General features: G+C 65.8%; 16 protein-coding genes and 1 tRNA gene. 11 read left to right on the forward strand and 6 right to left on the reverse strand.

Annotated features, from left to right (window positions below; genetic code table 11):
* Positions 1 to 49 precede the first annotated feature (49 nt).
* Both H4V95_RS06295 and H4V95_RS06300 read left to right on the forward strand, forming a co-directional pair.
* Positions 50 to 832 (forward strand): metal ABC transporter ATP-binding protein, encoded by a 783-nt coding sequence (locus H4V95_RS06295; RefSeq protein WP_209731298.1) that lies wholly within the window; start codon positions 50 to 52, stop codon positions 830 to 832.
* Positions 833 to 834: 2 nt separating this feature from the next.
* Complete coding sequence (locus H4V95_RS06300; RefSeq protein ID WP_209729439.1) at positions 835 to 1,722, forward strand: metal ABC transporter permease; 888 nt, start codon at positions 835 to 837, stop codon at positions 1,720 to 1,722.
* Here H4V95_RS06300 and H4V95_RS06305 read toward each other — a convergent pair.
* On the reverse strand, positions 1,719 to 2,156 hold the full coding sequence (locus H4V95_RS06305; RefSeq protein WP_209729441.1) for a Fur family transcriptional regulator: 438 nt from the start codon (positions 2,154 to 2,156) through the stop codon (positions 1,719 to 1,721). The genes H4V95_RS06300 and H4V95_RS06305 overlap by 4 nt on opposite strands.
* Positions 2,157 to 2,266: 110 nt before the next feature.
* Between H4V95_RS06305 and H4V95_RS06310 the strand changes: the two genes are divergently transcribed.
* On the forward strand, positions 2,267 to 2,926 hold the full coding sequence (locus tag H4V95_RS06310; protein WP_196865752.1) for an MBL fold metallo-hydrolase: 660 nt from the start codon (positions 2,267 to 2,269) through the stop codon (positions 2,924 to 2,926).
* On the opposite strand, the gene H4V95_RS06315 is transcribed toward H4V95_RS06310, so the two are convergent.
* Both H4V95_RS06315 and H4V95_RS06320 read right to left on the reverse strand, forming a co-directional pair.
* Entirely contained in the window at positions 2,923 to 4,611 is a 1,689-nt protein-coding gene (locus H4V95_RS06315) for an alkaline phosphatase D family protein (RefSeq protein WP_209729443.1), read from the reverse strand. The two genes, H4V95_RS06310 and H4V95_RS06315, sit on opposite strands and share 4 nt — an antisense overlap.
* A gap of 46 nt (positions 4,612 to 4,657) precedes the next feature.
* A complete protein-coding gene (locus tag H4V95_RS06320; RefSeq protein WP_209729445.1) occupies positions 4,658 to 5,740 on the reverse strand; it encodes a PLP-dependent cysteine synthase family protein in 1,083 nt (360 codons plus the stop codon).
* Positions 5,741 to 5,876: 136 nt separating this feature from the next.
* Between H4V95_RS06320 and H4V95_RS06325 the strand changes: the two genes are divergently transcribed.
* Together H4V95_RS06325 and H4V95_RS06330 are read left to right on the forward strand one after the other, a co-directional pair.
* Positions 5,877 to 6,707, forward strand: a complete 831-nt coding sequence (locus H4V95_RS06325; protein WP_209729446.1) for a sulfurtransferase — start codon at positions 5,877 to 5,879, stop codon at positions 6,705 to 6,707.
* Between the two features lie 67 nt (positions 6,708 to 6,774).
* Positions 6,775 to 7,206 (forward strand): HIT family protein, encoded by a 432-nt coding sequence (locus H4V95_RS06330; protein WP_196865756.1) that lies wholly within the window; start codon positions 6,775 to 6,777, stop codon positions 7,204 to 7,206.
* Positions 7,207 to 7,228: 22 nt separating this feature from the next.
* Here H4V95_RS06330 and hrpA read toward each other — a convergent pair whose 3' ends face one another.
* From hrpA to H4V95_RS06350, 3 genes are all read right to left on the reverse strand, one after another.
* Positions 7,229 to 11,200 carry an ATP-dependent RNA helicase HrpA gene (gene hrpA, locus H4V95_RS06335; RefSeq protein WP_209729449.1) on the reverse strand — a complete coding sequence of 1,324 codons (3,972 nt, stop codon included), beginning with the start codon at positions 11,198 to 11,200 and terminating at the stop codon, positions 7,229 to 7,231.
* Positions 11,201 to 11,235: 35 nt separating this feature from the next.
* Positions 11,236 to 12,192 (reverse strand): YafY family protein, encoded by a 957-nt coding sequence (locus H4V95_RS06340; RefSeq protein WP_209729451.1) that lies wholly within the window; start codon positions 12,190 to 12,192, stop codon positions 11,236 to 11,238.
* A gap of 304 nt (positions 12,193 to 12,496) precedes the next feature.
* Positions 12,497 to 12,569 (reverse strand) — tRNA-Arg (locus tag H4V95_RS06350).
* 160 nt (positions 12,570 to 12,729) lie between these two features.
* On the opposite strand from H4V95_RS06350, the gene argS reads away from it, so the two are divergent.
* The 6 genes from argS to rho all read left to right on the forward strand — a co-directional run bounded on the left by argS (position 12,730) and on the right by rho (position 21,957).
* Positions 12,730 to 14,379 (forward strand): arginine--tRNA ligase, encoded by a 1,650-nt coding sequence (argS, locus tag H4V95_RS06355; protein WP_196865759.1) that lies wholly within the window; start codon positions 12,730 to 12,732, stop codon positions 14,377 to 14,379.
* A gap of 2 nt (positions 14,380 to 14,381) precedes the next feature.
* Complete coding sequence (lysA, locus tag H4V95_RS06360; RefSeq protein ID WP_395939815.1) at positions 14,382 to 15,866, forward strand: diaminopimelate decarboxylase; 1,485 nt, start codon at positions 14,382 to 14,384, stop codon at positions 15,864 to 15,866.
* Positions 15,867 to 15,882: 16 nt separating this feature from the next.
* Entirely contained in the window at positions 15,883 to 17,235 is a 1,353-nt protein-coding gene (locus H4V95_RS06365) for a homoserine dehydrogenase (protein WP_196865919.1), read from the forward strand.
* Positions 17,236 to 18,363: a threonine synthase gene (gene thrC, locus H4V95_RS06370; protein ID WP_196865760.1), complete on the forward strand. Its 1,128-nt coding sequence runs from the start codon at positions 17,236 to 17,238 to the stop codon at positions 18,361 to 18,363.
* Positions 18,356 to 19,372: a homoserine kinase gene (gene thrB, locus H4V95_RS06375; protein WP_395939816.1), complete on the forward strand. Its 1,017-nt coding sequence runs from the start codon at positions 18,356 to 18,358 to the stop codon at positions 19,370 to 19,372. Before thrC ends, thrB begins: the two co-directional genes overlap by 8 nt.
* Positions 19,373 to 19,680: 308 nt before the next feature.
* A complete protein-coding gene (rho, locus tag H4V95_RS06380) occupies positions 19,681 to 21,957 on the forward strand; it encodes a transcription termination factor Rho (protein ID WP_196865761.1) in 2,277 nt (758 codons plus the stop codon).
* Positions 21,958 to 21,970 lie beyond the last annotated feature (13 nt).

Genomic DNA, 21,970 nt, shown 5'->3' on the forward strand with positions numbered 1-21,970 from the left:
CTTGACCCATGACCACCCCTCGACTGATCACCGCACCGCGGAACCCGTCATCCAACTGCGGTCGGCGTCCCTTTCGTTCGGTGATCGCGTGCTCTGGCGGGACCTTGACCTTGACATCCATCCCGGCGAGTTTTTCGCCGTCCTGGGCCCGAACGGGTCGGGTAAAACCAGCCTGCTGAAGGTCCTGCTGGGGTTGCAGCAGCTGGACTCCGGGTCGGCCACGGTGAACGGGTCCAGGGTACGGCGGGGAAGCCGGGACATCGGGTATATCCCGCAGCAGAAATCGTTCCCTCCCGAAACTCCGTTGCGGGCACGGGATCTGGTGGGCCTTGGCGTCGATGGCCATCGCTGGGGCCTCCGCTGGCGGGGCAAGGATTACAACGCTGCAGTGGACGCCCTGCTGGACAAGGTGGGTGCATCGGACTACGCCGAAGCACCGGTCGGCAGGCTGTCCGGCGGCGAGCAGCAGCGGCTCCGCGCAGCGCAGGCACTCGCGACCAATCCTGAGGTGTTGCTCTGCGACGAGCCGCTCCTGTCACTGGACCTGCACCACCAGCAGGCGGTCAGTGGTTTGATCAACTCCCAGTGCCGGGACAACGACTCCGCGGTGGTCTTTGTCACCCATGAAATCAACCCCATCATCGACTATGTGGACCGGGTGCTCTACCTGGCGGGCGGGCAGTTCAGGGTGGGGCCGCCGCACGAGGTGATGACCAGCGAGGTGCTCTCGGAGCTCTACAACAGCAACGTCGAGGTCCTGCACAGCAAAGGGCGGATCATCGTCGTCGGGCTCCCCGATGACACCACCCACCACCATGCGGAAGGACACTGACAGTGGATCTGCAGGAGATCTTCACCGCTATCTTCAACTTCGAGAACTACGCCGACCTGTTGCCGCTGGTGCAGAATTCGCTCTGGGCGGGGGCAGTACTGGGGCTCCTGGGCGGACTGATCGGTACCTTCGTCATGATGAGGGATCTGGCGTTCGCGGTGCACGGGATCGCGGAGCTGTCCTTTGCCGGCGCCGCGTTCGCCCTGCTCATCGGCGCCAACGTCATCTATGGCTCCCTCGTCGGATCGGTGATGGCCGCCGTGTTGCTCGGGGTCATGGGGATCAGGGCGCGGGACCGCAACTCAATTATCGGCGTCATCATGCCGTTCGGGCTTGGCCTCGGGATCCTCTTCCTGGCACTCTACGAGGGCCGGGCGGCGAATAAGTTCGGTCTGCTGACCGGCCAGATTGTCTCGGTCGACGACGTGCAGCTATCCCTCCTCGTCGGCTGCGCCCTCGCAGTGATGGTGGCGCTGCTGGCGATCTGGCGTCCGCTGACCTTCGCCAGCGCCGACGCCGATCTCGCGGAGGCTCGCGGGGTACCCGTCCGCGGGCTGTCGATCATGTTCATGTTCCTGCTCGGCGTCTCGGTGGCTCTGTCCATCCAGGTGGTCGGAGCCCTGCTGGTCCTGGCCCTCCTGATCACACCGGCGGCGGCCGCGCTGAAGGTGACTTCATCGCCACGTCTGGTGGTGCTGCTCAGCGTCGTGTTCGCCTGCCTCTCGGTGGTCGGCGGCATCCTGCTGGCGCTCGGTGGCCGGATTCCGATCAGCCCCTATGTGACGACCATTTCCTTTGTCATCTACCTCATTTGCCGCGGCATCAGCTGGCAGCGGGGCCGGCGGACCAGCGCCAGTACCCGTCAACCCGCGCAGGTGCGCTCCGCCTAGACCGGCACCTGACCGGTTGAGCACAGCGGGCACAGACCATAGATTTCCACGGTGTGGGCCACCTCGATGTAACCATGCTCCTCGGCAATGCGGGCGGCCCACTTCTCTACCGCTGGCGCTTCGATTTCCACCGCGCGGCCGCAGTTGCGGCACAGCAGATGGTGATGATGGTGGGGGGCTGCACACCTGCGGTAAACGGCCTCGTTTTCGCCGTTACGCAGCACATCGACCAGACCGTCCTCGGACATTGACTGCAGGATGCGGTAGGTGGTGGCCAGGGAGACCGGCTGGCCCGTCTCGTGCAACAGCCGATGCAACTCCTGGGTGCTGACAAAATCGTCCAGGTCATCGAGCGCTGCGCTCACTGCCAGACGCTGTTTAGTGACCCGTTGTTCGGTCCCCTTACGGGCTGCCGGTTCTGCTGTTGGTGGCACTCGGAAATCGCCTCCTGGCGGCTCGTACGTTACTGACCCCGCGAACAAGGTTACCAGCGCTCCGCGGACAACCCTGTTGGCGGGCAGGGCCCTGACGGTAGGCTGACGCGATGAAGCTCACCAAATTCACCCACTCCTGTGTCCGGCTGGAAAAAGAGGGTGCGGTGCTGGTCCTCGACCCGGGATCGTTCTCCGAGGTGGAGACCGCCCTCGCCGGTGCGCACGCACTCCTGATTACCCACCAGCATCCCGACCACATCGATGAGGACCGGGTGGTGGCTGCACTCCACGACGACCCGTCGCTGGTGGTGTATGCGCCGGAGGTGGTCGCGAGCGCGCTGGCCGAACGCCTCGACGGGGACGCCGCCGGTAGAGTGCACACGGCCGCGCCGGAGCAACGCTACAGCGTTGCCGGGTTCGAGGTGCAGACCTTCGGCGGCCAGCACGCGATGATTCACCCGCAGATCCCGGTAGTCGCGAACATCGGCTACGTGATTGACGGCAACCTCTACCACCCGGGAGATTCCTTCATCGTCCCCCACGGCATCGACATCACCACGCTGCTGGTCCCGGTGCATGCCCCCTGGTCAAAGATCGCGGAGGTGATCGATTTTGTCACCTCGGTGCGCGCGCCGCGGGCCTATCAGATCCACGACGCACTGCTCAATGACACGGGACTGCAGATGGTCGAGGGCCACGTCGCCCGCCTCGGCGGGCTGTACGGCACCGAGTTCCGCCATCTTGCCCCGGGCGAGAATGTGATGATCTAGTGCTGGGAGGACCCGGCCCCCGCGGCTGAGGTCCGGGGGGAGACGGTCACCGTCGAGACCTGCTCGAGCTTCGGCGAGAGGTGGTCGCCGTCGACCACGATGCCGCGCTCCCACCAGAACCGGAGCCCGTCGGGGCCGTCCTGGAGGCCCGCGAGGTTGTTGTCGAACCAGGGCCCCTTCAGGCCTGACCACCGGAACGGCGGGTTCGGGACTTTGGCTGATCTGGCCACCAGCGCCCCCACCGGGCTCGCGACGCCGTAGGACAAGATCGCCGTCGCAAACCGCATTGCCCGGGGGAGCGGGTTGCGGATGGGTGAGCACACCGCCTGGATGATCCGGCTGCCCGAGGTGCGCTCCACCTCGGAAACGTACGAGAAGTGCACGTCCCCGGAGAGGAAGGTCACTGTCTCCGGCGCCGGCCCGCGCAACCCGTCGGCCACCTCGACCGCCATTCGTGCGACAGTCCTGAAGCTCCGCTGGAAAGCGCCCCAGTGTTCCAGGTCAACGGTGCGCCGCATCTTCTCACCGATTTTCGCGCCAAACCTGCCCCAGGCGCCGTCGGCCAGCGCCTCGTTCCAGGCTTCGATGTGGTGCAGGCCTGCGGGGAGCAGGAAGGGCAGCGAGGTGGCGACCAGCAGGTGACGGAAGCCGCCCTGCATCTGCCCATCCAGCCAGTCCATCTCCTGATCGTCGAGGATGGAGCGCTTGTCGGGGTCGAGCACCCGACCCGCGCGGGAGTCGACGACCACCAGGCGCACGTCGCCGATTTCCCGGGCAAAGCTCCAGCGGTAAGTGGCGGGTTGTCGGTTCGCCCGGTCGGCGAACCGGTCCAGCACATCACTGATGTCCAGTTCGTTTTCCCCGTGATGCGCAGCGATGACCTGCCAGATTTCGTCGTCGGCACGGTTCTGCGGGGAGAGGTTGCCCAGATGCTGGTGCACCCAGTAGGACCCGAGTCCCGAGACGATGCGCCCCTGCCACCAGGACGTCTCCTCCATTGACTGCTTCCATTTCAGGGAGGTGTTCCAGTCGTCCCGGATGTCGTGGTCGTCGAAAATCATGGCGCTGGGCAGGGTCGACAGCAGCCACCGGTTGGCATCGTCCGACCACGCCAGGTTGTACAGGTGCGCGTACTCCTCGTAATCCTTCAGTTCCTCGCCGGGTTCCTCGGTGATGTCCCGCCGGGTCATGATGAACTCCTGCATCGCGTCGCTGGTCACATCCGCGTACACCTGGTCACCGAGGAAGACCACCAGATCGGGCCACGCGACGTCGTCGACGCCGTTCGCCATGTTGAGGGCGTAGGCCCGCATCGAGTCGACGCCGTGCTTGCCGTTTCCTGCCTCGTTGTGGGGGACGCTGGTCCGGCACGAGCCGAAGGCCATCTTGATCGGCTTGCCGGGTGCCAGAGTGGCGATCTTCGAGGGCGGGTACGTGGATCCTTCCTCCGGCCACACCAGCTCACCGTCAATCGACACCGTGTACTCGGAGACGGAGCCGGGTTCCAGCCCATCGACTTCGACGAGGGCGTAGTGGTGGCCGTGGACGCCGAAAGTCCGGGCGGTCCAGGTGCGCTGCCCTGCAGCGACCGTCACCTGGGCTGCGCGGCGGGTTTCCACCCAGATGCTGGCCGACGTCAGGTCGACATACCGCATCATGGGACCAAGCACCAGGGAATCAGTCATTACTCAGTTCTACCCGGTTCGCGCGGCCGCCGCTATCTGGCTTCTCTCAGTCGTGCCACGTCCCGGTGCTGAAGAACCGCTCCAACTGAGCCGTTGCGGGTGCCGGATCCAGGCCGCGGGCGGCCAGCCAGGCGTCGTCGTCGTACGACCCGGCATACCGGGTGCCGGCGTCACACATCAGCGACACCACGCTGCCCCGCCGTCCCTCGGCGACCATTTCGGCAATCAGGCACCAGACACCCCACAGGTTGGTCCCGGTGGACGGCCCGGCGTGGAGCCCGGTGAGGTCCCTCAGGTGCCGCATCGCGGCGACGGAGGCCGCATCAGGCACCTGAATCATGTGGTCAATCACTCCCGGCACAAAGCTGGGTTCCAGCCGGGGCCGTCCGATGCCCTCGATGCGGGAGGGGCTGCCCGCCGCGGAGGTGCCCCGGTTGAGCCATGCCGGGTAAAACGCCGAGTTCTCCGGGTCGACGACGGCCAGCCGGGTCCGGTGGCGCTGGTACCTGATGTACCGGCCGATGGTGGCACTGGTGCCACCGGTTCCGGCCCCCACCACGATCCAGTCGGGGATTGGGTGTTGTTCCAGCGCGAGCTGGCCGAAGATCGATTCGGCAATGTTGTTGTTGCCACGCCAGTCGGTGGCCCGCTCCGCATAGGTGAACTGGTCCATGTAGTGGCCACCCGTGGTGGCAGCGAGTTCAGCGGCCGCGTCATACACCTCTGAGGCGTGGTCCACGAAGTGGCAGGCCCCGCCGTACTGCTCGATCAAGTCGATCTTTTCCTTGCTGGTGGTCCGGGTCATCACGGCAATGAACGGCAGGTCGAGGAGCTGTGCGAAATAGGCCTCCGAGACGGCTGTCGAACCACTCGACGCTTCGACGATGGTGGTGTTCTCAGTAATCCAGCCGTTGACCAGGCCGAACAGAAACAGGGACCGTGCCAGGCGGTGCTTGAGGCTGCCGGTGCGGTGCGTGGACTCGTCCTTGAAGAACAGATCCACTCCCCAGTGCTCCGGCAGGGGGACCGCGTACAGGTGTGTATCGGCAGACCGGTTGTTCTCGGCCTCGATGCGGCGGATCGCTTCCGCAGCCCAGGACCTTTCGGAGAGGGGCGTCAGGATAGTCACGGGTTCAGCCTACCGGCCACAGCCCCGTCCGGTCCCTGAGCCGCCAGGCAATGGATTACAAAACCAGCACGGGCTGTGGTGGACTTGTGCACATAGGCCCGGCAGTGCTGCCGGTCACATTCAAAAGGAGATCTTGATGAAGACTCTGATGGACGTGCAGGCCCTGCGGGACCGGATGACCTCCGGTCTGCAGACGGTCCTGCTGGATGTCCGCTGGACGCTGGGCGATCCCCACGGTCACGGTCATTACCAATCAGCCCACATCCCCGGCGCCGTCTTCGTTGACCTGGAGTCCACGCTCAGCGCCGAACCGTCAGCCCGCGAGGGCAGGCATCCGCTGCCGACTATCGATCGCTTGCAGGAAGCTGCCCGGCAGTGGGGCATCAACGACGGCGACGTCGTCGTCGCCTATGACAATTCCGGCAACACCTCGGCCGCACGTCTCTGGTGGCTGCTGCGCTGGGCAGGGCTCGAGACTGTGCACCTGCTCGACGGCGGACTCACCGCCTGGACTGCCGCCGGCTTCGAGACCGAGGGCGGCGAGGAACAGCACTGTCTCGGCGAAGTCGACCTGACGCAGGGGGCCATGCCGGTGACCCCGATCGATGCCGTCTCGGACGTCGCACGGGACGGCGTCCTGCTGGACGCGCGCGCCGGTGAACGGTTCCGCGGCGAGGTGGAACCGCTGGATCCGAAGGCGGGCCATATTCCCGGGGCGATCAGCGCACCCACCACCGAAAACCTCGCCCCCGACCTGCGGTTCAAGACGCCGCAGGACCTCCGGGAAAGGTTCGAGGCCCTCGGTGTCAGCGACACGGTCGACGTCGCCGTGTACTGCGGGTCAGGGATCACCGCCGCCCACCAGATCGCTGCCCTGGAGATTGCCGGCTACCGTGCCGCACTGTACCCGGGATCATGGTCCCAGTGGTCGTCGCGGTCCGAGTTGCCGGTGGCAACCGGAGCCTAGCCGGCCCACCCGGCCCGGCACCGGCCACCTACCCACCCACCCCGACCAAGCATCCGAGGAGTTTCGCATGAGTACCCTGTTCACCAAGATTATCGACGGTGACATTCCGGGGCGCTTCGTCTGGAAGGACGACGACGTCGTCGCTTTTCTCACGATCGCACCCCTGACCGACGGGCACACCCTGGTGCTGCCCCGGCGGGAGGTGGCGCACTGGGTGGACGCGGAACCTGAGCTTCTGGGCAAGGTGATGGCCGTGGCGCAAACCATCGGCAAGGCGCAGGTGACCGCGTTCGCACCGAAGCGGGTGGGCGTGCTGGTGGAGGGGTTCGAGGTGCCGCACCTGCATGTCCACGTCTGGCCGACGCAGAGCGCGAAGGACTTCGACGTTCACGCGGTGGACCACAATCCGGACCCGGCGCGGCTCGACGCCAACGCCGCAGCGCTGCGGGATGCGCTCCGGGAGGCGGGCCACGGAGCGAACGTGGCCGGGGACAGCTAGCAGCGGGCTGGCCAGTGGGCTGCTAGCCGGCGGTGCCCACCCCGGCCCGCTGCGCCGCCATCGCCTCGCCGATCGCGGCGCGGATCCGCTTCTCCGAGACGGTGTAGGCGGTCCCGAGTTCTTGCGCGAACAGGCTGATCCGCAGTTCCTCGAGCATCCAGCGCACCCGCAACAGTGCGGGCGGGGTTTTCCGTCCGCCCGGCACGAGGGCAGCGACGGCGTCGTCGTACTCATCTTCCAGCCGCTGCACCACCGCCGTCCCGAGGGAATCGCGCTGGACATTGCCAGCCAGCTTGGCGATCCGGGTCTCGATGCCGGTCAGGTACCGGGGCAGATGGCTGAGCTGGGTGTAGCCCGTTTTCGCGACGAAGCCGGGGTACACCAGCTGTTCCAGCTGGCTCCGCACATCATTTAGTGCAGTGATCAGGGCGAGGCTGGTGGTCCCCTTGAGCTGTTTCTCGATCCGCCGGGTGCTGGAGAGGATCTTTTCCACGGTGGCCGTGACGGTGAAGACAGTGTCGATGAGTTCGGCCCTGACAGTCTCGTAGAGGGAACTGAATTCGGCCTCGGTCCAGGGCAGGGACTCCGGGGTGAGCTTGTCGACGGCCGCCAGGGTGCAGTCCCCGATCAGTCCCGCGACGCTGCCGTGGGGGTTCTGCGTGAACGTGAGCTTCTCCGCATTGCTGAGATGCTCCAGGACGTACTTGGCCGGGCTCGGGACGCGGACCGCGAGGAGGCGGATGACCCCGTCGCGCATCGATGCTTCCTGCTCCGCGGGGTTGGGGAAGACCGACACCCCGACGGCGGTGCCCTCGTCGGACAGTGCCGGGTACCCGGTCACGGTGTGGCCATTCACCAACCGGGTGACCTGCCGGGGCATGTCACCGATGGTCCAGGCGGTAAGGCCGGACCGCTCGGTGATCCCAATGTCTGTGGGTGAGCTGTCTGTCGGTGAGCCGTTTGTGGGTGAGCTGTCTGTCGGTGAGCCGTTCACGGCGGCCCGCGCCTGAACCCGCGCTGGAGCCTTCGCTGGCCGGGTGGTGGACGGCGTGGCACCCAGGGACTCGGCGATCGCGCGGCGTGTCTGTGGTGCCAACCGTTCCTGCAGCGCGGTCAGGTCGGTGCCCTCGTCGAGGATTTTGCCCTGGCCGTCCACCACCTGGAAGGTCATCAGGAGGTGCTCAGGCAGGACGGCGCGGTTCCAGGAACCGGGTGCGATGATGTGTCCCTTCAACCGCCGCAACGCAAGTTCCAGCGACTGCTCCAGATCGTCCCGGTCGGGGTCAAAGTCGGTGTTGAGTGCTGCAACGGCACTCCGTGCCACATCGGGTGCGGGAATGAAGTTCTTGCGCACCTGTTTCGGCAGTGACTTGATCAGCGCGGTAACCAGTTCCACCCGCAGCCCCGGGATCTGCCAGTGGAATGGCCTCGCCTCGAGCTGGTTCAGGAACACCACGGGGATCTGGACCGTGACGCCGTCTGAGGCGCCCTGGACACCGGGGGAGAACTCGTAGCTCAGCGGCAGGTCGAACCCTCCCTGATGCCAGGTCTTGGGGAAGGCAGACTCGTCAAGGTCATCCTCGGCGAGCACATCGCCGGGAAGGAAGTCCAGGAGTTCCGGCTGACGGTGGCGGGTGTCCTTCCACCAGGAGTCGAAGTGCCGTTCGGAGACCACCTCGGGTCCCACCCGGGAGTCGTAGAACTCGAACAGGGTCTCGTCGTCGACCATCAGGTCACGACGGCGCAGCCTGTTCTCCAGCTCCTCGATTTCCGCGAGGCGTGCCTTGTTGCGGTGGAAGAACTTATGGTGGGTTTTCCAGTCACCTTCAACCAGGGCATGCCTGATAAACATCTCGCGGGCAACCTCGCGGTCGATCCGCCCATAGTTGACCCGGCGCTGAGGGACGATCGGAACGCCGTAGAGGGTCACCTTTTCATGGGCCATCACCGCGCCCATCTTGCGGGACCAGTGTGGCTCGCTGTAACTGCGCTTGACCAGGTGAGGCGCCACCTCTTCCGCCCACAGCGGGTCGAACTTCGCGGCGACCCGGGCCCAGAGACGGGAGGTTTCAACCAGTTCGGCAGCCATCACCCAGTCCGGCGACTTCTTGAAGAGGGCGCTGCCGGGGAAGACCGCGAACCGGGTACCCCGCGCACCGGCGTACTCGCGCTTGCGCTGGTCATAGAGTCCAATGTGGCTGAGCAGCCCGGCGAGCAGGCTGATGTGAATCGGGGTGTCGTTGCCCACCGGATCCACTGGGTCAGGAGACAGCGTGATCCCCAGCGGTTTCGCCAGCTGCCGGAGCTGGGCAAACAGGTCCTGCCACTCGCGCACCCGCAGGTAATTGATGAACTCGTTGCGGCACAGCTTGCGGAACTGGGTCGAGGAGAGTTCCTTCTGCTGCTCCTGCAGGTACCGCCAGAGGTTCAGGTAGCCGGTGAAGTCGGAGTTCTCATCCAGGAACCGCTTGTGCATCGCCGTGGCGGTTTGCAGCTTGGCGCCCTGGTCGGCCTGCGGGCGTTCCCGGGGGTCCTGGATGGTCAGGGCCGCGGCGAGCACCATCACTTCCTTGGCGCACCCCCGCTCGCCGGCCTCGACGATCATCCGGCCCAGGCGCGGATCCACCGGGAGCTGCGCGAGCTTCCGGCCGACCTTCGAAATGCTGCCGGACGGTTCGAGGGCACCGAGCTCCTTGAGCAGGGTCACGCCGTCGTTGATGGCCTTGGAGTCCGGTGGTTCGACGAAGGGGAAGTCGGCGACATCTTTGGGGCCGCGGGTGACGCCCATCGCGCTCATCTGCAGGATGACGGCCGCCAGGTTGGTGCGCAGGATCTCGGGATCGGTGAACGGGCGGCGGGCGTCGAAGTCTTCCTGGGAATACAACCGGATGGCGATGCCATCCGACACCCGGCCGCAGCGCCCGGAGCGCTGGTTCGCCGAGGCCTGCGACACTCGCTCGATCGGTAGCCGCTGCACCTTGGTGCGGTGCGAGTACCGGGAGATCCGGGCGGTACCGGTATCGATGACGTACTTGATGCCCGGGACGGTCAGCGAGGTCTCCGCGACGTTCGTGGCCAGGATGATGCGGCGGCCTGGACCGGAGGGACGGAAGACCCGGTGCTGTTCCTGCAGCGACAACCTGGCGAACAATGGCAGGATATCAGTGCCCTTGAGCCTGGGGTTGACCTGCACCCGGGCGCGAAGGGCGTCGGCGGCGTCCCGGATCTCGCGTTCGCCGGAGAAGAACACCAGGATGTCCCCGGGTGCTTCCGTGGCGAGTTCGTCGACGGCGTCACACACCGCATCGAGCGGGTCGCGGTCCTCCTCCTGGTCCCCGGGGTCGGCGCTGTCGTCTGCCTCGCCGGCCGGTTGGCTAAGCGGACGGTACCTGATCTCCACCGGGTAGGTGCGGCCCGAGACCTCGATAATGGGCGCCGGCTGCTTGACGCTCACGGCTTCATCGGCAGCGAAGTGCGCGGCGAAGCGCTCCGGATCGATGGTGGCGGAGGTGATGATGAGTTTCAGGTCGGGGCGCTGGGGGAGGATCCGCTTCAGATACCCGAGGATGAAGTCGATGTTGAGGCTCCGCTCGTGGGCCTCATCGATGATGATGGTGCTGTATTTCTTCAGCAGCCGGTCGTGCTGGATCTCCGCGAGCAGGATGCCGTCAGTCATCAGCTTGATCTTCGTGCGGCGGCTGACCTCCCCGGTGAACCGGACCTGGAAACCGACCTCCGCTCCCACCGTGACATCGAGTTCCTCGGCAATCCGTTCGGCGACGGTGCGGGCCGCCAGCCGGCGGGGCTGGGTGTGGCCGATCAGCCCATGCTCCGCGAGCCCCAGTTCCACGCACATCTTGGGGATCTGGGTGGTCTTGCCGGAGCCGGTCTCGCCAGCGATGATCGTCACCTGGTTGGCGGCGATCGCGGCCATGATGTCGGCGCGGCGCTCGGAAACCGGGAGTTCGGGGGGATAGGAGATTTTCAGTGCCATGGTTGGTATCAATTCTAGGCCTTGGGAGAACCGGATCAGTCCCCGGCTGCCCTACTCAGCCGGGCCGCTGCCAGCCGGGCGCGCTCACGCATCTGCGGCGGATCCAGGATCTCGAAGTCCAGTTCCAGCGCTACCAGGTGCATCAGGGGCCAATCGAGCGAATCGAATCCAGCCCGCATGATCGTGTGGCCGTCTCCGTCGCTCTGGAGTTCAGCCGTGTCCGGTGAGATCTTCTGCGAGACGTCGGCGATGTTCCCGGCGAGCCGGACCACGACGTCGTACTTGTAGGGTGACCGGGTAATTGATTGCTGGACGTACAGTGCGAGGTCCCGGGCAGGCAGCGGCCGGGGGGCAAAGCGGTCCCGCTGGGCGGGGACGCTCTGACAGCGGTCCACCCGGAACGTCCGCCAGTCCTCACGGGTGGCATCCCAGGCCACCAGATACCAGCGCCGACCGGTGTCCACCAGCCGGTAGGGTTCAACGATCCGGCGCGACGATTCACCGTCCTGGCGGGCATACCTGAACACGACTGTGCGACGCTCGGTGATCGCCGCGGAGAGTGCCGTGAGAATCTCGGGCCGCACCGGGGTACTGACCGCGGCCATCCGGGTGACGGCGTTGCGCAGACCGGCGAACCGGGGGCGCAGCCGGCCCGGCAGGACCTGTTCCAGTTTGGTGAGCGCACGCACGGAGGCTTCGCCGATGCCCGCCACGGGGCTTGCGGTGACGGCGCTGAGGCCGAGGGCGACGGCCAGTGCTTCGTCGTCGTCGAGCAGCAGCGGGGGCAACTGGGCACCTGCCCCGAGCTGGTAGCCGCCGGCGACACCCGGGGAGGCGTGAATGGGGTAGCCCAGGGTGCGGAGCTTGCCAATATCGCGTCGAACGGTCCGCTCGGTGACATCCATCCTGTCGGCCAGGGCGGAGCCGGTCCATTCACGGCGCAGCTGAAGCAGCGACAGTAATTGCAGCAGCCGGGCCGAGGTTTCCAACACGAACCCAAAATACTCTTCAACCAGGTCAGAAACTGTCCTCAATCGCTTTTACCCTGAATCCATGGACATCACGATGGAACTGACAGACCAGTTGCGGTGGTATTGGGAGCATCAGGCTCGCCCCCGGCTGGATGGGTTGAGCGATGAGGAGTATTCCTGAACCGGTGCCAGCGCCGGTCACCACAATTGCCTGGCGGATGGGGCACCTGATGGTGGGGGTGCTCAGGTCGCCCTCAACCCAGGCAGCCGACCGGCGTTAAAGCAGGCAACCCCCGGATTTCACTGAAATCCGGGGGTTGTTCTGTGCCCTCGATAGGATTCGAACCTACGACCTTCTGCGCCGGAGGCAGACGCTCTATCCCCTGAGCTACGAAGGCGTGGAGCCGGTCGTACCGGCCCCGTAATTGGGACTCATTGAGCTTAGCAGGGAAGCAGCCCCTGACGAAAACCCCTCTTGCGGGCCTCCCGTTCGAGGGGAGGGGGCAGCGGAGGCGTCACAGAAATGGCCGCAGCGTTGCGCCCCGTTATGCTGGACGGGTGACTCCTGAAGAACTCTCTGCTGCCATCTCCTCATGCCTCAAAGACGCCGTCGTTGCTGGCGAATTCGACATCGAGCTTCCCTCTGAGGTCCGGGTGGAGCGACCCAGGAGCCGCGAGCACGGGGACTGGGCCACCAACATCGCCCTCCAGCTGTCCAAGCAGGCGGGAATGAACCCCCGGGAGTTCGCCCAGATCCTGAGCGGGCGCCTGGAGCAGATTGACGGCGTCAAGACCGTCGCGATCGCAGGTCCGGGCTTTCTCAACATCACCCTCGATGCCGCCGCCGCCGGTGAACTTGCCCGGTCAATCGTCGAAGCCGGCGACACCTACGGCAACAGCGGGCTGATGGCTGACACCAGGATCAACCTGGAGTTCGTCTCGGCGAACCCCACGGGTCCCATCCACCTGGGCGGCACCCGGTGGGCGGCCGTCGGCGATGCGCTGGCCCGGCTGTTCCAGTCCCAGGGTGCAGCGGTAACCCGTGAGTACTACTTCAACGATCATGGCGCCCAGGTAGAGCGCTTCGCCCGGTCCCTGTGGGCCAGCGCCAAGGGCGAGCCATCGCCGGAGGACGGCTACGGCGGCGCCTATATCGACGACATTGCAGCCCGCGTACTGGTTCTCGACCCTGCCATCCTTGACCTGCCGCAGGACGAGTCGGTCGAGCGGTTCCGTGAGCTGGGTGTCGATCTGATGTTCGGCGACATCAAGACATCGCTCCATGACTTCGGCGTCGACTTCGACGTGTACTTCCACGAACACTCGCTCTTCGAGGAGGGGTTCGTCGAGGGTTTGCTGGAGAAGTTGAAGACCTCGGGGAACCTGTACCTCGAGGACGGCGCCTGGTGGCTGCGGTCCACCGAGTTCGGCGACGACAAGGACCGGGTGGTCATCAAGTCCGACGGCGCTCCCGCCTACATCGCCGGCGACATCGGCTACTTCGTCAACAAGCGCCGCCGGGGCTTCGACCTGAACATCATCATGCTCGGTGCAGACCACCATGGCTACGTCGCCCGCCTCAAGGCTGCAGCGGCGGCCCTCGGCGATGACCCCGACACGGTCGAGGTGCTGATCGGCCAGATGGTCAACCTGATGAAGGACGGTGTCCCGGTCCGGATGTCCAAGCGGGCGGGCACCGTTGTCACCCTCGAAGACCTGGTCGACGCCGTCGGCGTGGATGCCGCCCGGTACACCCTGGCGCGCTTCTCGGCCGACTCGAACATCGACATCGACCTTGACCTGCTCACCCGGCGGACCAACGACAACCCGGTGTTCTACGTGCAGTACGCGCACGCCCGGACCCATGCCGTGGAGCGCAACGCCGTAGCCGCCGGAGTGGACACCAGTGCTTTCGACGCCTCCGAACTCAGCCACCCCACCGAGGGCGAGCTGCTGGCGGCGCTCGGCCAGTTCCCCGGCATGGTGGCGCAGGCCGCCGCGTTCAGGGAACCGCACCGGGTGGCCCGCCACATCGAGGTCATCGCCGGCACCTATCACCGCTGGTACGACGCGTGCCGGATCGCGCCGCTGGGCGAGGAACCGGTCACCGATCTGCACCGCACCCGGCTCTGGCTGAACAACGCCACGCAGCAGGTTCTCGCCAACGGTCTGGGCCTGCTCGGCGTCTCGGCACCGGAGCGGATGTGAGCATGGGACCCGAAGAGATGCGCCTGACCGCTGCCGTCCCATCCGCGGCCTCGCCGCTGGCCCCTCCATGGCTGAGCTATCCCGACGACGTCAACCGGCTCGACCCTGCCCTCTGGGCGCAGGACGTCGCCCGCCCGGGCGAGGAACTCTCCATCGGTGGGCTCACGGTCAGCGCCCTCGCCGAAGAGTTCGGCACCCCGCTGTTCGTCGTGTCCGAGGACGACTTCCGGGCACGGGCCCGCAGCTTCAAGGACGCGTTCGACGCCGCCTTCGCAGACCTGTGCGGGGGAGTGGATGTCTACTACGCTGGCAAATCGTTCCTCTGCACCGAGATTGCGCATTGGGGAGCCGAGGAGGGGTTGCGCCTGGACACCTGCTCGGCCGGCGAGCTGGCGATCGCTATGCGGGCCGGCATTCCCGGCGAGCACCTGAGCCTGCACGGGAACAACAAGTCCGACGCAGCCCTCCGCCGGGCGCTGGACCTGAACGTGGGCCGCATCGTGGTGGACAGCCTGCCCGAGCTGGAGCAGGTTGCCGCCCTCGCTACCTCCCTCGGCACCACCGCGAACGTGATGCTCCGGCTCACCCCGGGCGTGCACGCGTCCACGCACGAATTCATTGCCACCGCTCACGAGGACCAGAAGTTTGGCTTGTCCCTCGCCGGTGGGCCCGCGGGCCCGGGCACTGGCGACGTAGCCTCCTCCCCGGCAGCGCAGGCAGTCGCGGCGGCGCTGGGTCACGAGTCGGTCAACCTGCTGGGCGTCCACTGCCATATTGGTTCGCAGATCTTCGAGCCCGAGGGCTTTGAGCTCGCCGCCCGCAGGCTGCTTGCCTTCCTCGGAAAGGTCCGCGACCTGCATGGGCGGGAACTGCCCGAGCTGGATCTGGGCGGCGGCTACGGGATCGCGTACACCGAGGTTGACGCTCCCCGCCCGCCAGCCGAGATTGCCTCGGCGATGGCCGACGTCGTGCGCTCCACCTGCGCGGAACTCGGCCTGGCCGTGCCCAGGATCTCGATTGAGCCGGGCCGGGCGATCGTCGGGTCAACCACTTTTACCCTGTACACGGCCGGTATCACCAAAACGGTCAGGGTCGACGTCGACGGCGACACCCAGCCGCGGCGTTACGTTTCGGTGGATGGAGGGATGAGCGATAACCCCCGCCCGGTCCTCTACGACGCCAATTACTCAGCGGCCCTTGCGTCGCGGACATCCGGGGCGGCCCCCGTGCTGTCACGGGTGGTCGGGATGCACTGCGAAAGCGGCGACATCGTGGTCCGTGACGTCTATCTGCCGGAGGACACCGGTGCGGGCGACCTGCTGGCCGTCCCCGGGACGGGCGCCTACTGCTGGGCGCTGTCGAGTAACTACAACTGGGTCGGGAGACCTCCCGTCGTGGCCGTCCGGGATGGGCAGGCACGGCTGATCGTGCGCGGCGAGACCGAGAACGACATCCTGGCCCGTGACATCACTCGCACCACCAACTGATTGCAGGAGCGACACAATTTCACCCGTTACAGACTCGAATTCACCCGCCCTTTCGACACTGAAGGTTGCGCTGCTGGGCTGCGGCAACGTCGGCTCGCAGGTGGCGCGGATCCTTCTTGAAGATGCCGACGCGCTGGCCGCACGGACCGGTGCACGGCTGGAGCTGACCGGCATTGCGGTCCGGAATATCGACGCCCCGCGGGACGTCGACCTGCCGCGCGAACTCTTCACCACCGATGCCGAGGCGCTGGTGGAAGGCGCCGACATCGTGATTGAACTGATGGGGGGCATCGAGCCTGCGCGGTCCCTGATCTTGCGCTCCATTGAGCACGGCGCCACGGTGGTCAGCGGCAACAAGGCGCTGCTGGCGCTCGACGGGCCCACCCTCTATGAGAAGGCCGATGCGGCCAGGGTCCAACTGTCCTACGAGGCCGCGGTGGCTGGCGCCATCCCGATCCTGCGCCCCATCCGGGACAGCCTCTCCGGCGACCGCATCACCCGGGTGCTCGGAATCGTCAACGGCACCACCAACTTCATCCTCGACCAGATGGACACTACCGGCGCGCAGTTCGACGACGCCCTGGCCGAAGCCCAACGGCTCGGTTATGCCGAAGCGGACCCCACGGCGGACGTCGAGGGGCACGACGCCGCGGCGAAGGGTGCCATCCTGGCCTCGCTGTCCTTCCACACCCGGTTCGCCCTGGAAGATGTCTACTGCGAGGGCATCACAAAGGTGACCGCCGACGATATTGCGGCCGCCAAGGATGCCGGTTTTGTGATCAAGCTGCTGGCCATCGCCGAACTCCTGCCCCGGGACGACGCCGACGGCGCCGGCTCCCAGGGCGTCAGCGTCCGGGTGCACCCCACCCTGCTGCCCCGGGATCATCCGCTGGCTGCTGTCCATGGCGCGTTCAACGCCGTCTTCATCGAAGCTGAAAACGCTGGCGAACTGATGTTTTACGGCCAGGGGGCCGGTGGCACCCCTACCGCCTCGGCGGTGCTGGGCGACGTCGTCAGCGCGGCACGACGGATGGTGCTCGGCGGCCCCGGACGCACCGAAACCACCACCGGGCATGTGCCCTCGATGACTATCGACTCCGTGAAGACCAGCTACTCGATCGGCCTCGATGTCGCGGATCAGCCAGGTGTGCTGGCCCGGATCGCCCAACTGTTCGCCGAGCAGGGCGTCTCGATCGAGACCATGCGGCAGAATATCCATCCAACAGGCACGCCGGGGGAGGCCACCGCTGAACTGCGCATTGTCACCCACCGTGCCACCGAGGCGGCCCTCGCCACGACCGTTCAACATATCCAGGACCTCGCCGTGATCAACTCGGTGACGAGCGTCCTTCGAGTGGAAGGAGCCTAAGTGGCTCACCAATGGCGCGGCGTTATCCGCGAGTACGCCGACCGTCTGCCCGTCACCGAGTCCACTGAGGTCATCACCCTCGGTGAGGGCGGGACCCCTCTGGTTCCGGCCAAGGCGCTCTCCGAACTGACGGGCTCCCAGGTCTTCCTCAAGGTCGAGGGGATGAACCCGACCGGATCCTTCAAGGACCGGGGAATGACCATGGCGATCACCGCTGCGATCGAGGCCGGTGCCAAGGCAGTGGTGTGCGCCTCGACCGGAAACACCTCAGCCTCCGCCGCGGCGTACGCCACCCAGGCGGGCATCACCTGCGCCGTTCTGGTACCGGACGGCAAGATCTCAATGGGCAAACTGAGTCAGGCCATCGCTCACGGGGCAGAACTGCTACAGGTCAACGGCAACTTCGACAACTGCCTCGACGTCGCCCGCAAGCTCGCCGAGGCGTACCCGGTTTTCCTGGTGAACTCAGTCAATCCGGCGCGGATCGAAGGCCAGAAGACCGGGGCCTTCGAAGTTGTTGATGTCCTCGGCGACGCCCCCGACTATCACCTGCTCCCGGTCGGCAATGCCGGCAATATCACTGCGTACTGGAAGGGCTATAAGGAGTACTCGGAGCCCTACTCCAACCCCCACCTCATCGGCGACAGCACGGTGCTCGCGCCCGTCTCCACCAAACGGCCCATCATGTGGGGCTTCCAGGCGGAGGGCGCCTCGCCGCTGGTCAAGGGACACCCGGTGACCGAGCCCGATACCCTTGCCACGGCCATCCGGATTGGCAACCCTGCCTCCTGGGACCAGGCGATTGCCGCCCGGGACGAGTCCGGGGGCATCATCGAAGCAGTCACCGACGAGGAAATCCTCGACGCGCACCGCTGGTTGTCCGCACGCGAAGGTGTCTTCGTGGAGCCGGCCTCCGCAGCCGGAGTTGCCGGGTTGTTGAAAAAGCATGCGGCCGGAGAGGCACCGGTCGGCAAGACCATCGTCATCACTGTGACCGGCCACGGCCTCAAGGATCCGCAGTGGGCGCTGAAAGCCGCCGACGGATCGGACGTCGAGCCCACGAAGGTTGATTTCGACGTCGTCAGCGTCGCCACCGCGCTGGGACTCGAGGACGCTGCGGGTGAGTGAGCGGGTTCCCGTGTACTCTTCCGTGATCGACCCTTCGCTGGGGTCCCCGCGGATGGTCGCTGCTGGCCAGGACGCGACCATCCGGGTACCTGCGACCAGCGCAAACCTGGGACCGGGCTTCGACACGCTGGGACTCGCGGTGTCACTCTTTGACACGGTCAGGGTGCGGACCAACACCAGCGGCACCGTGTCGGTCCGGGTTACCGGCGAGGGGGCGGACAGCCTCCCCACCGATGGCAGCCACCTGGTGGCACGGACCCTGCTGGAAACGCTTGACCGGGCGGGATACGGCTGCCCCGGCCTCGAATTGGACACCGAAAATCTGATTCCTCATGGCCGGGGGCTCGGCTCCTCGGCGGCGGCCATCGTCACAGCCGTGCTGGGAGCGAACTTCCTGCTGCCGGACAACGCCCGGATGGAACCACCCGCGCTGCTGCAGTTGTGTTCAACCCTGGAGGGCCACCCCGACAATGTTGCGCCGGCACTGGCGGGTGCGCTTGCAATCTCCTGGGAAACAGGCAGGGTCTTTCGCAGCACCCGCGTCCCGGTGCATCCGTCGATCATTCCGATAGCCGCGGTCCCGTCAAGCAGCCTTTCGACCGAGAGCGCGAGGGCACTGCTGCCGACCTCTGTGTCCCACGCAAGTGCTGCGGCCAATGCTGGCCGCGCCGCGCTGCTGATTGACTCGCTGTCACGCGAGCCGCAGTTCATTCTGGATGCCACGCAGGACGAGCTGCATCAGGACTACCGGGCACAGGCGATGATTCCCAGCGCCACCCTGATGCGTCAACTCAGGGCCCAGGGATTCCCCGCAGTGATTTCCGGTGCGGGGCCAACGGTGATGACTCTCGCCGTCGGGGAAGCGCAGGCGACGGCAGCCGAGAAGGCGATCGTGGCATTGACTGGAGAGCCAAACAACGCAGATTCAGGCGTCCAATGGCGCGTCCTCAGGCTGACCGTTGCCCCCGAGGGTGCTAAACTAGTGGTGCACCAACGGAATGAATCGTGACCTGTCGGTTCGTTGTTCATCTGAGTGCTTCTGCTGATCTGGCCGTCATTTTCTTTTGACCGCCGCAAACTGCATGGTTTTCAGCAGTCGCATCACCTCCGGTGTAACCTCCCAGGAACGTACGAGCATCACCGGTTTGAACTTGAATCGAAAGCCTACTTACTTCCGAAGGTTTTTAGCACGCACGGCCAGGCCGGACTCTTCCGGCAGGACCGAACCCTATCCGCCAGTTCGTCTAACGGTGGCAGGGCTAACCAAACGCGGTCCACATCAGAGTTGGACCGCCCGACGAGGGGGAAGGATCCTTCGTGACTGAAACCACTGACCTGTTGTCAGGTGTGGACACATCAAACGCCGGCGCAGCCGACGCTCCCGCTTCCAAAAGCTCCGGCCTTGCCGGGCTGAAGCTCGCCCAGCTCCAGGCTCTTGCGGGCCAGTTGGGCATTACTGGCGGTTCCAGGATGCGCAAGGGCGACCTGGTCTCGGCCATCTCCGATCATCAGCGCGGCTCTGCGGTTGCAGACCGCCCCAAGGACTCCGCTCCCAGTGACGCCAGCGCACCAGAGTCTGAGGCCGGCCAGTCAAATGGCTCGACCCGTTCCTCGCGCCGTGCATCCAGCCGGACCGCGAGCACAGACAGCGACAGCCAGGACAGCGATGGTGCTGCACAGGAGCCGACCGAGCGTCCGTCGCGCACCCGCAACCGCAACCGACGTGCCGGATCAGACGGCGTCGTCAGCCTGCCTGCCTCTGAGGCTCCCCAGCCGGAAGCTACTGAGGCATCCGGTGACGACGCCCAGAACAGCGGCGGCGACACGAACGGCCGTGAGAACAATGGCCGGGACAATGGCGGCGAACGTGGCCGTGGCCGCGCTCCCCGCGAGAACCGGCGTGGACGCCGCGGCGAAGAGCGTGCCGACAACTCCGCGAACGAATCCCCGGAGACGACGTCGTCGGACGATTCCTCGCGCTCCGACCGGAACAGCGCCGACCGGAACAGCGCCGACCGGAACAGTCAGGGCTCCGGCGAGTCGAACGACTCCTCCGAGCAGAGTGATTCAAACGCGCGCAATGACCGTGGCGGACGGAACCGGAATGAGAACCGGACCGATTCCGGCGACAACCGGAACAACGAAAACCGGAACAACAGCAACGACAACCGGGGTAACGACAACCGGAACAACAGCAACGACAACCGGGACGACGACAGCCGAGGCCGTAGCCGGAACCGCCGCAATCGTAACTCCCGCGATGACAACGGCGGCGGCAACGACCGTGGAAATGACCGTGGGAACGATCGCGGGAACGATCGCGGGAATGACCGGGGCAACGACCGCAGCAGCCGGTTCCGCGACCGCAACGACCGGAATGACCGCCGTCGCAACCGCAACCAGAACCCCGAGGTCGACGACGTCGAGGTAACTGACGACGACGTCCTGCTGCCCGTAGCGGGCATCCTCGACGTCCTCGAGAACTACGCGTTTGTGCGGACCTCGGGCTACCTGCCCGGCCCCAACGACGTCTACGTCTCCCTGGCACAGGTCAAGAAGCACAACCTGCGCAAGGGTGACGCAGTGGTGGGCGCCATCCGCGCCCCCCGCGACGGCGAGAACCAGAACAACACCCGCCAGAAGTTCAATGCGCTGATCCGCGTCACCTCGGTGAACGGCAAGCCAGCCGAGGACCTCAAGGACCGGGTCGAGTTCGCCAAGCTGGTTCCGCTGTACCCGACCGAACGCCTGCGCCTCGAGACCGAAGCGAAGAAGATCGGTCCCCGCGTCATCGACCTGGTAGCGCCGATCGGCAAGGGCCAGCGTGGCCTGATCGTTTCACCCCCCAAGGCGGGCAAGACGCTCATCCTGCAGGCAATCGCCAACGCGATCACCATCAATAATCCTGAGGTCCACCTCATGATGGTGCTGGTTGACGAACGCCCCGAGGAAGTCACCGACATGCAGCGCACGGTCAAGGGTGAGGTCATTGCCTCCACCTTCGACCGTCCGGCGGATGACCACACCACTGTCGCCGAACTTTCCATCGAGCGCGCCAAGCGTCTCGTGGAAATGGGGATGGACGTGGTGGTCCTGCTCGACTCCATGACCCGTCTGGGCCGTGCCTACAACCTCGCAGCCCCGGCATCCGGACGCATTCTGTCCGGTGGCGTCGACTCGGCAGCGCTCTACCCGCCGAAGCGTTTCTTCGGTGCGGCACGCAACATCGAGAACGGTGGCTCGCTCACCATTCTGGCCACTGCGCTTGTGGAGACCGGGTCCAAGATGGATGAGGTCATCTTCGAGGAGTTCAAGGGCACTGGCAACATGGAGCTGCGACTGTCCCGGAACCTCGCGGACAAGCGCATCTTCCCGGCAGTCGACGTCAACGCGTCGGGTACCCGTCGTGAAGAGAAGCTGCTGTCCCCGGACGAGGTCAAGATCATGTGGAAGCTGCGGCGTGTCCTTTCCGGACTTGGCGAACAGCAGTCACTTGAGCTGCTGACCAACAAGATCCGGGAAACCCAGTCGAACGTCGAGTTCCTGATGCAGGTCCAGAAGACCACCTTGGGTTCCAAGAACGACGACGACTAGCGAGCCATCCGTC

It is taken from the genome of Arthrobacter sp. CAN_C5, from assembly GCF_017875735.1.
Taxonomy (GTDB): Bacteria; Actinomycetota; Actinomycetes; order Actinomycetales; family Micrococcaceae; genus Arthrobacter_D.

Bases quoted from the DNA above. Each gene is read 5' to 3' on its own strand.
- H4V95_RS06310 (WP_196865752.1), top strand. From the start codon at position 2,267: ATGAAGCTCACCAAATTCACCCACTCCTGTGTCCGGCTGGAAAAAGAG.
- H4V95_RS06315 (WP_209729443.1), bottom strand. From the start codon at position 4,611: ATGACTGATTCCCTGGTGCTTGGTCCCATGATGCGGTATGTCGACCTG.
- H4V95_RS06325 (WP_209729446.1), top strand. From the start codon at position 5,877: ATGAAGACTCTGATGGACGTGCAGGCCCTGCGGGACCGGATGACCTCC.
- H4V95_RS06330 (WP_196865756.1), top strand. From the start codon at position 6,775: ATGAGTACCCTGTTCACCAAGATTATCGACGGTGACATTCCGGGGCGC.
- hrpA (WP_209729449.1), bottom strand. From the start codon at position 11,200: ATGGCACTGAAAATCTCCTATCCCCCCGAACTCCCGGTTTCCGAGCGC.
- lysA (WP_395939815.1), top strand. From the start codon at position 14,382: ATGGGACCCGAAGAGATGCGCCTGACCGCTGCCGTCCCATCCGCGGCC.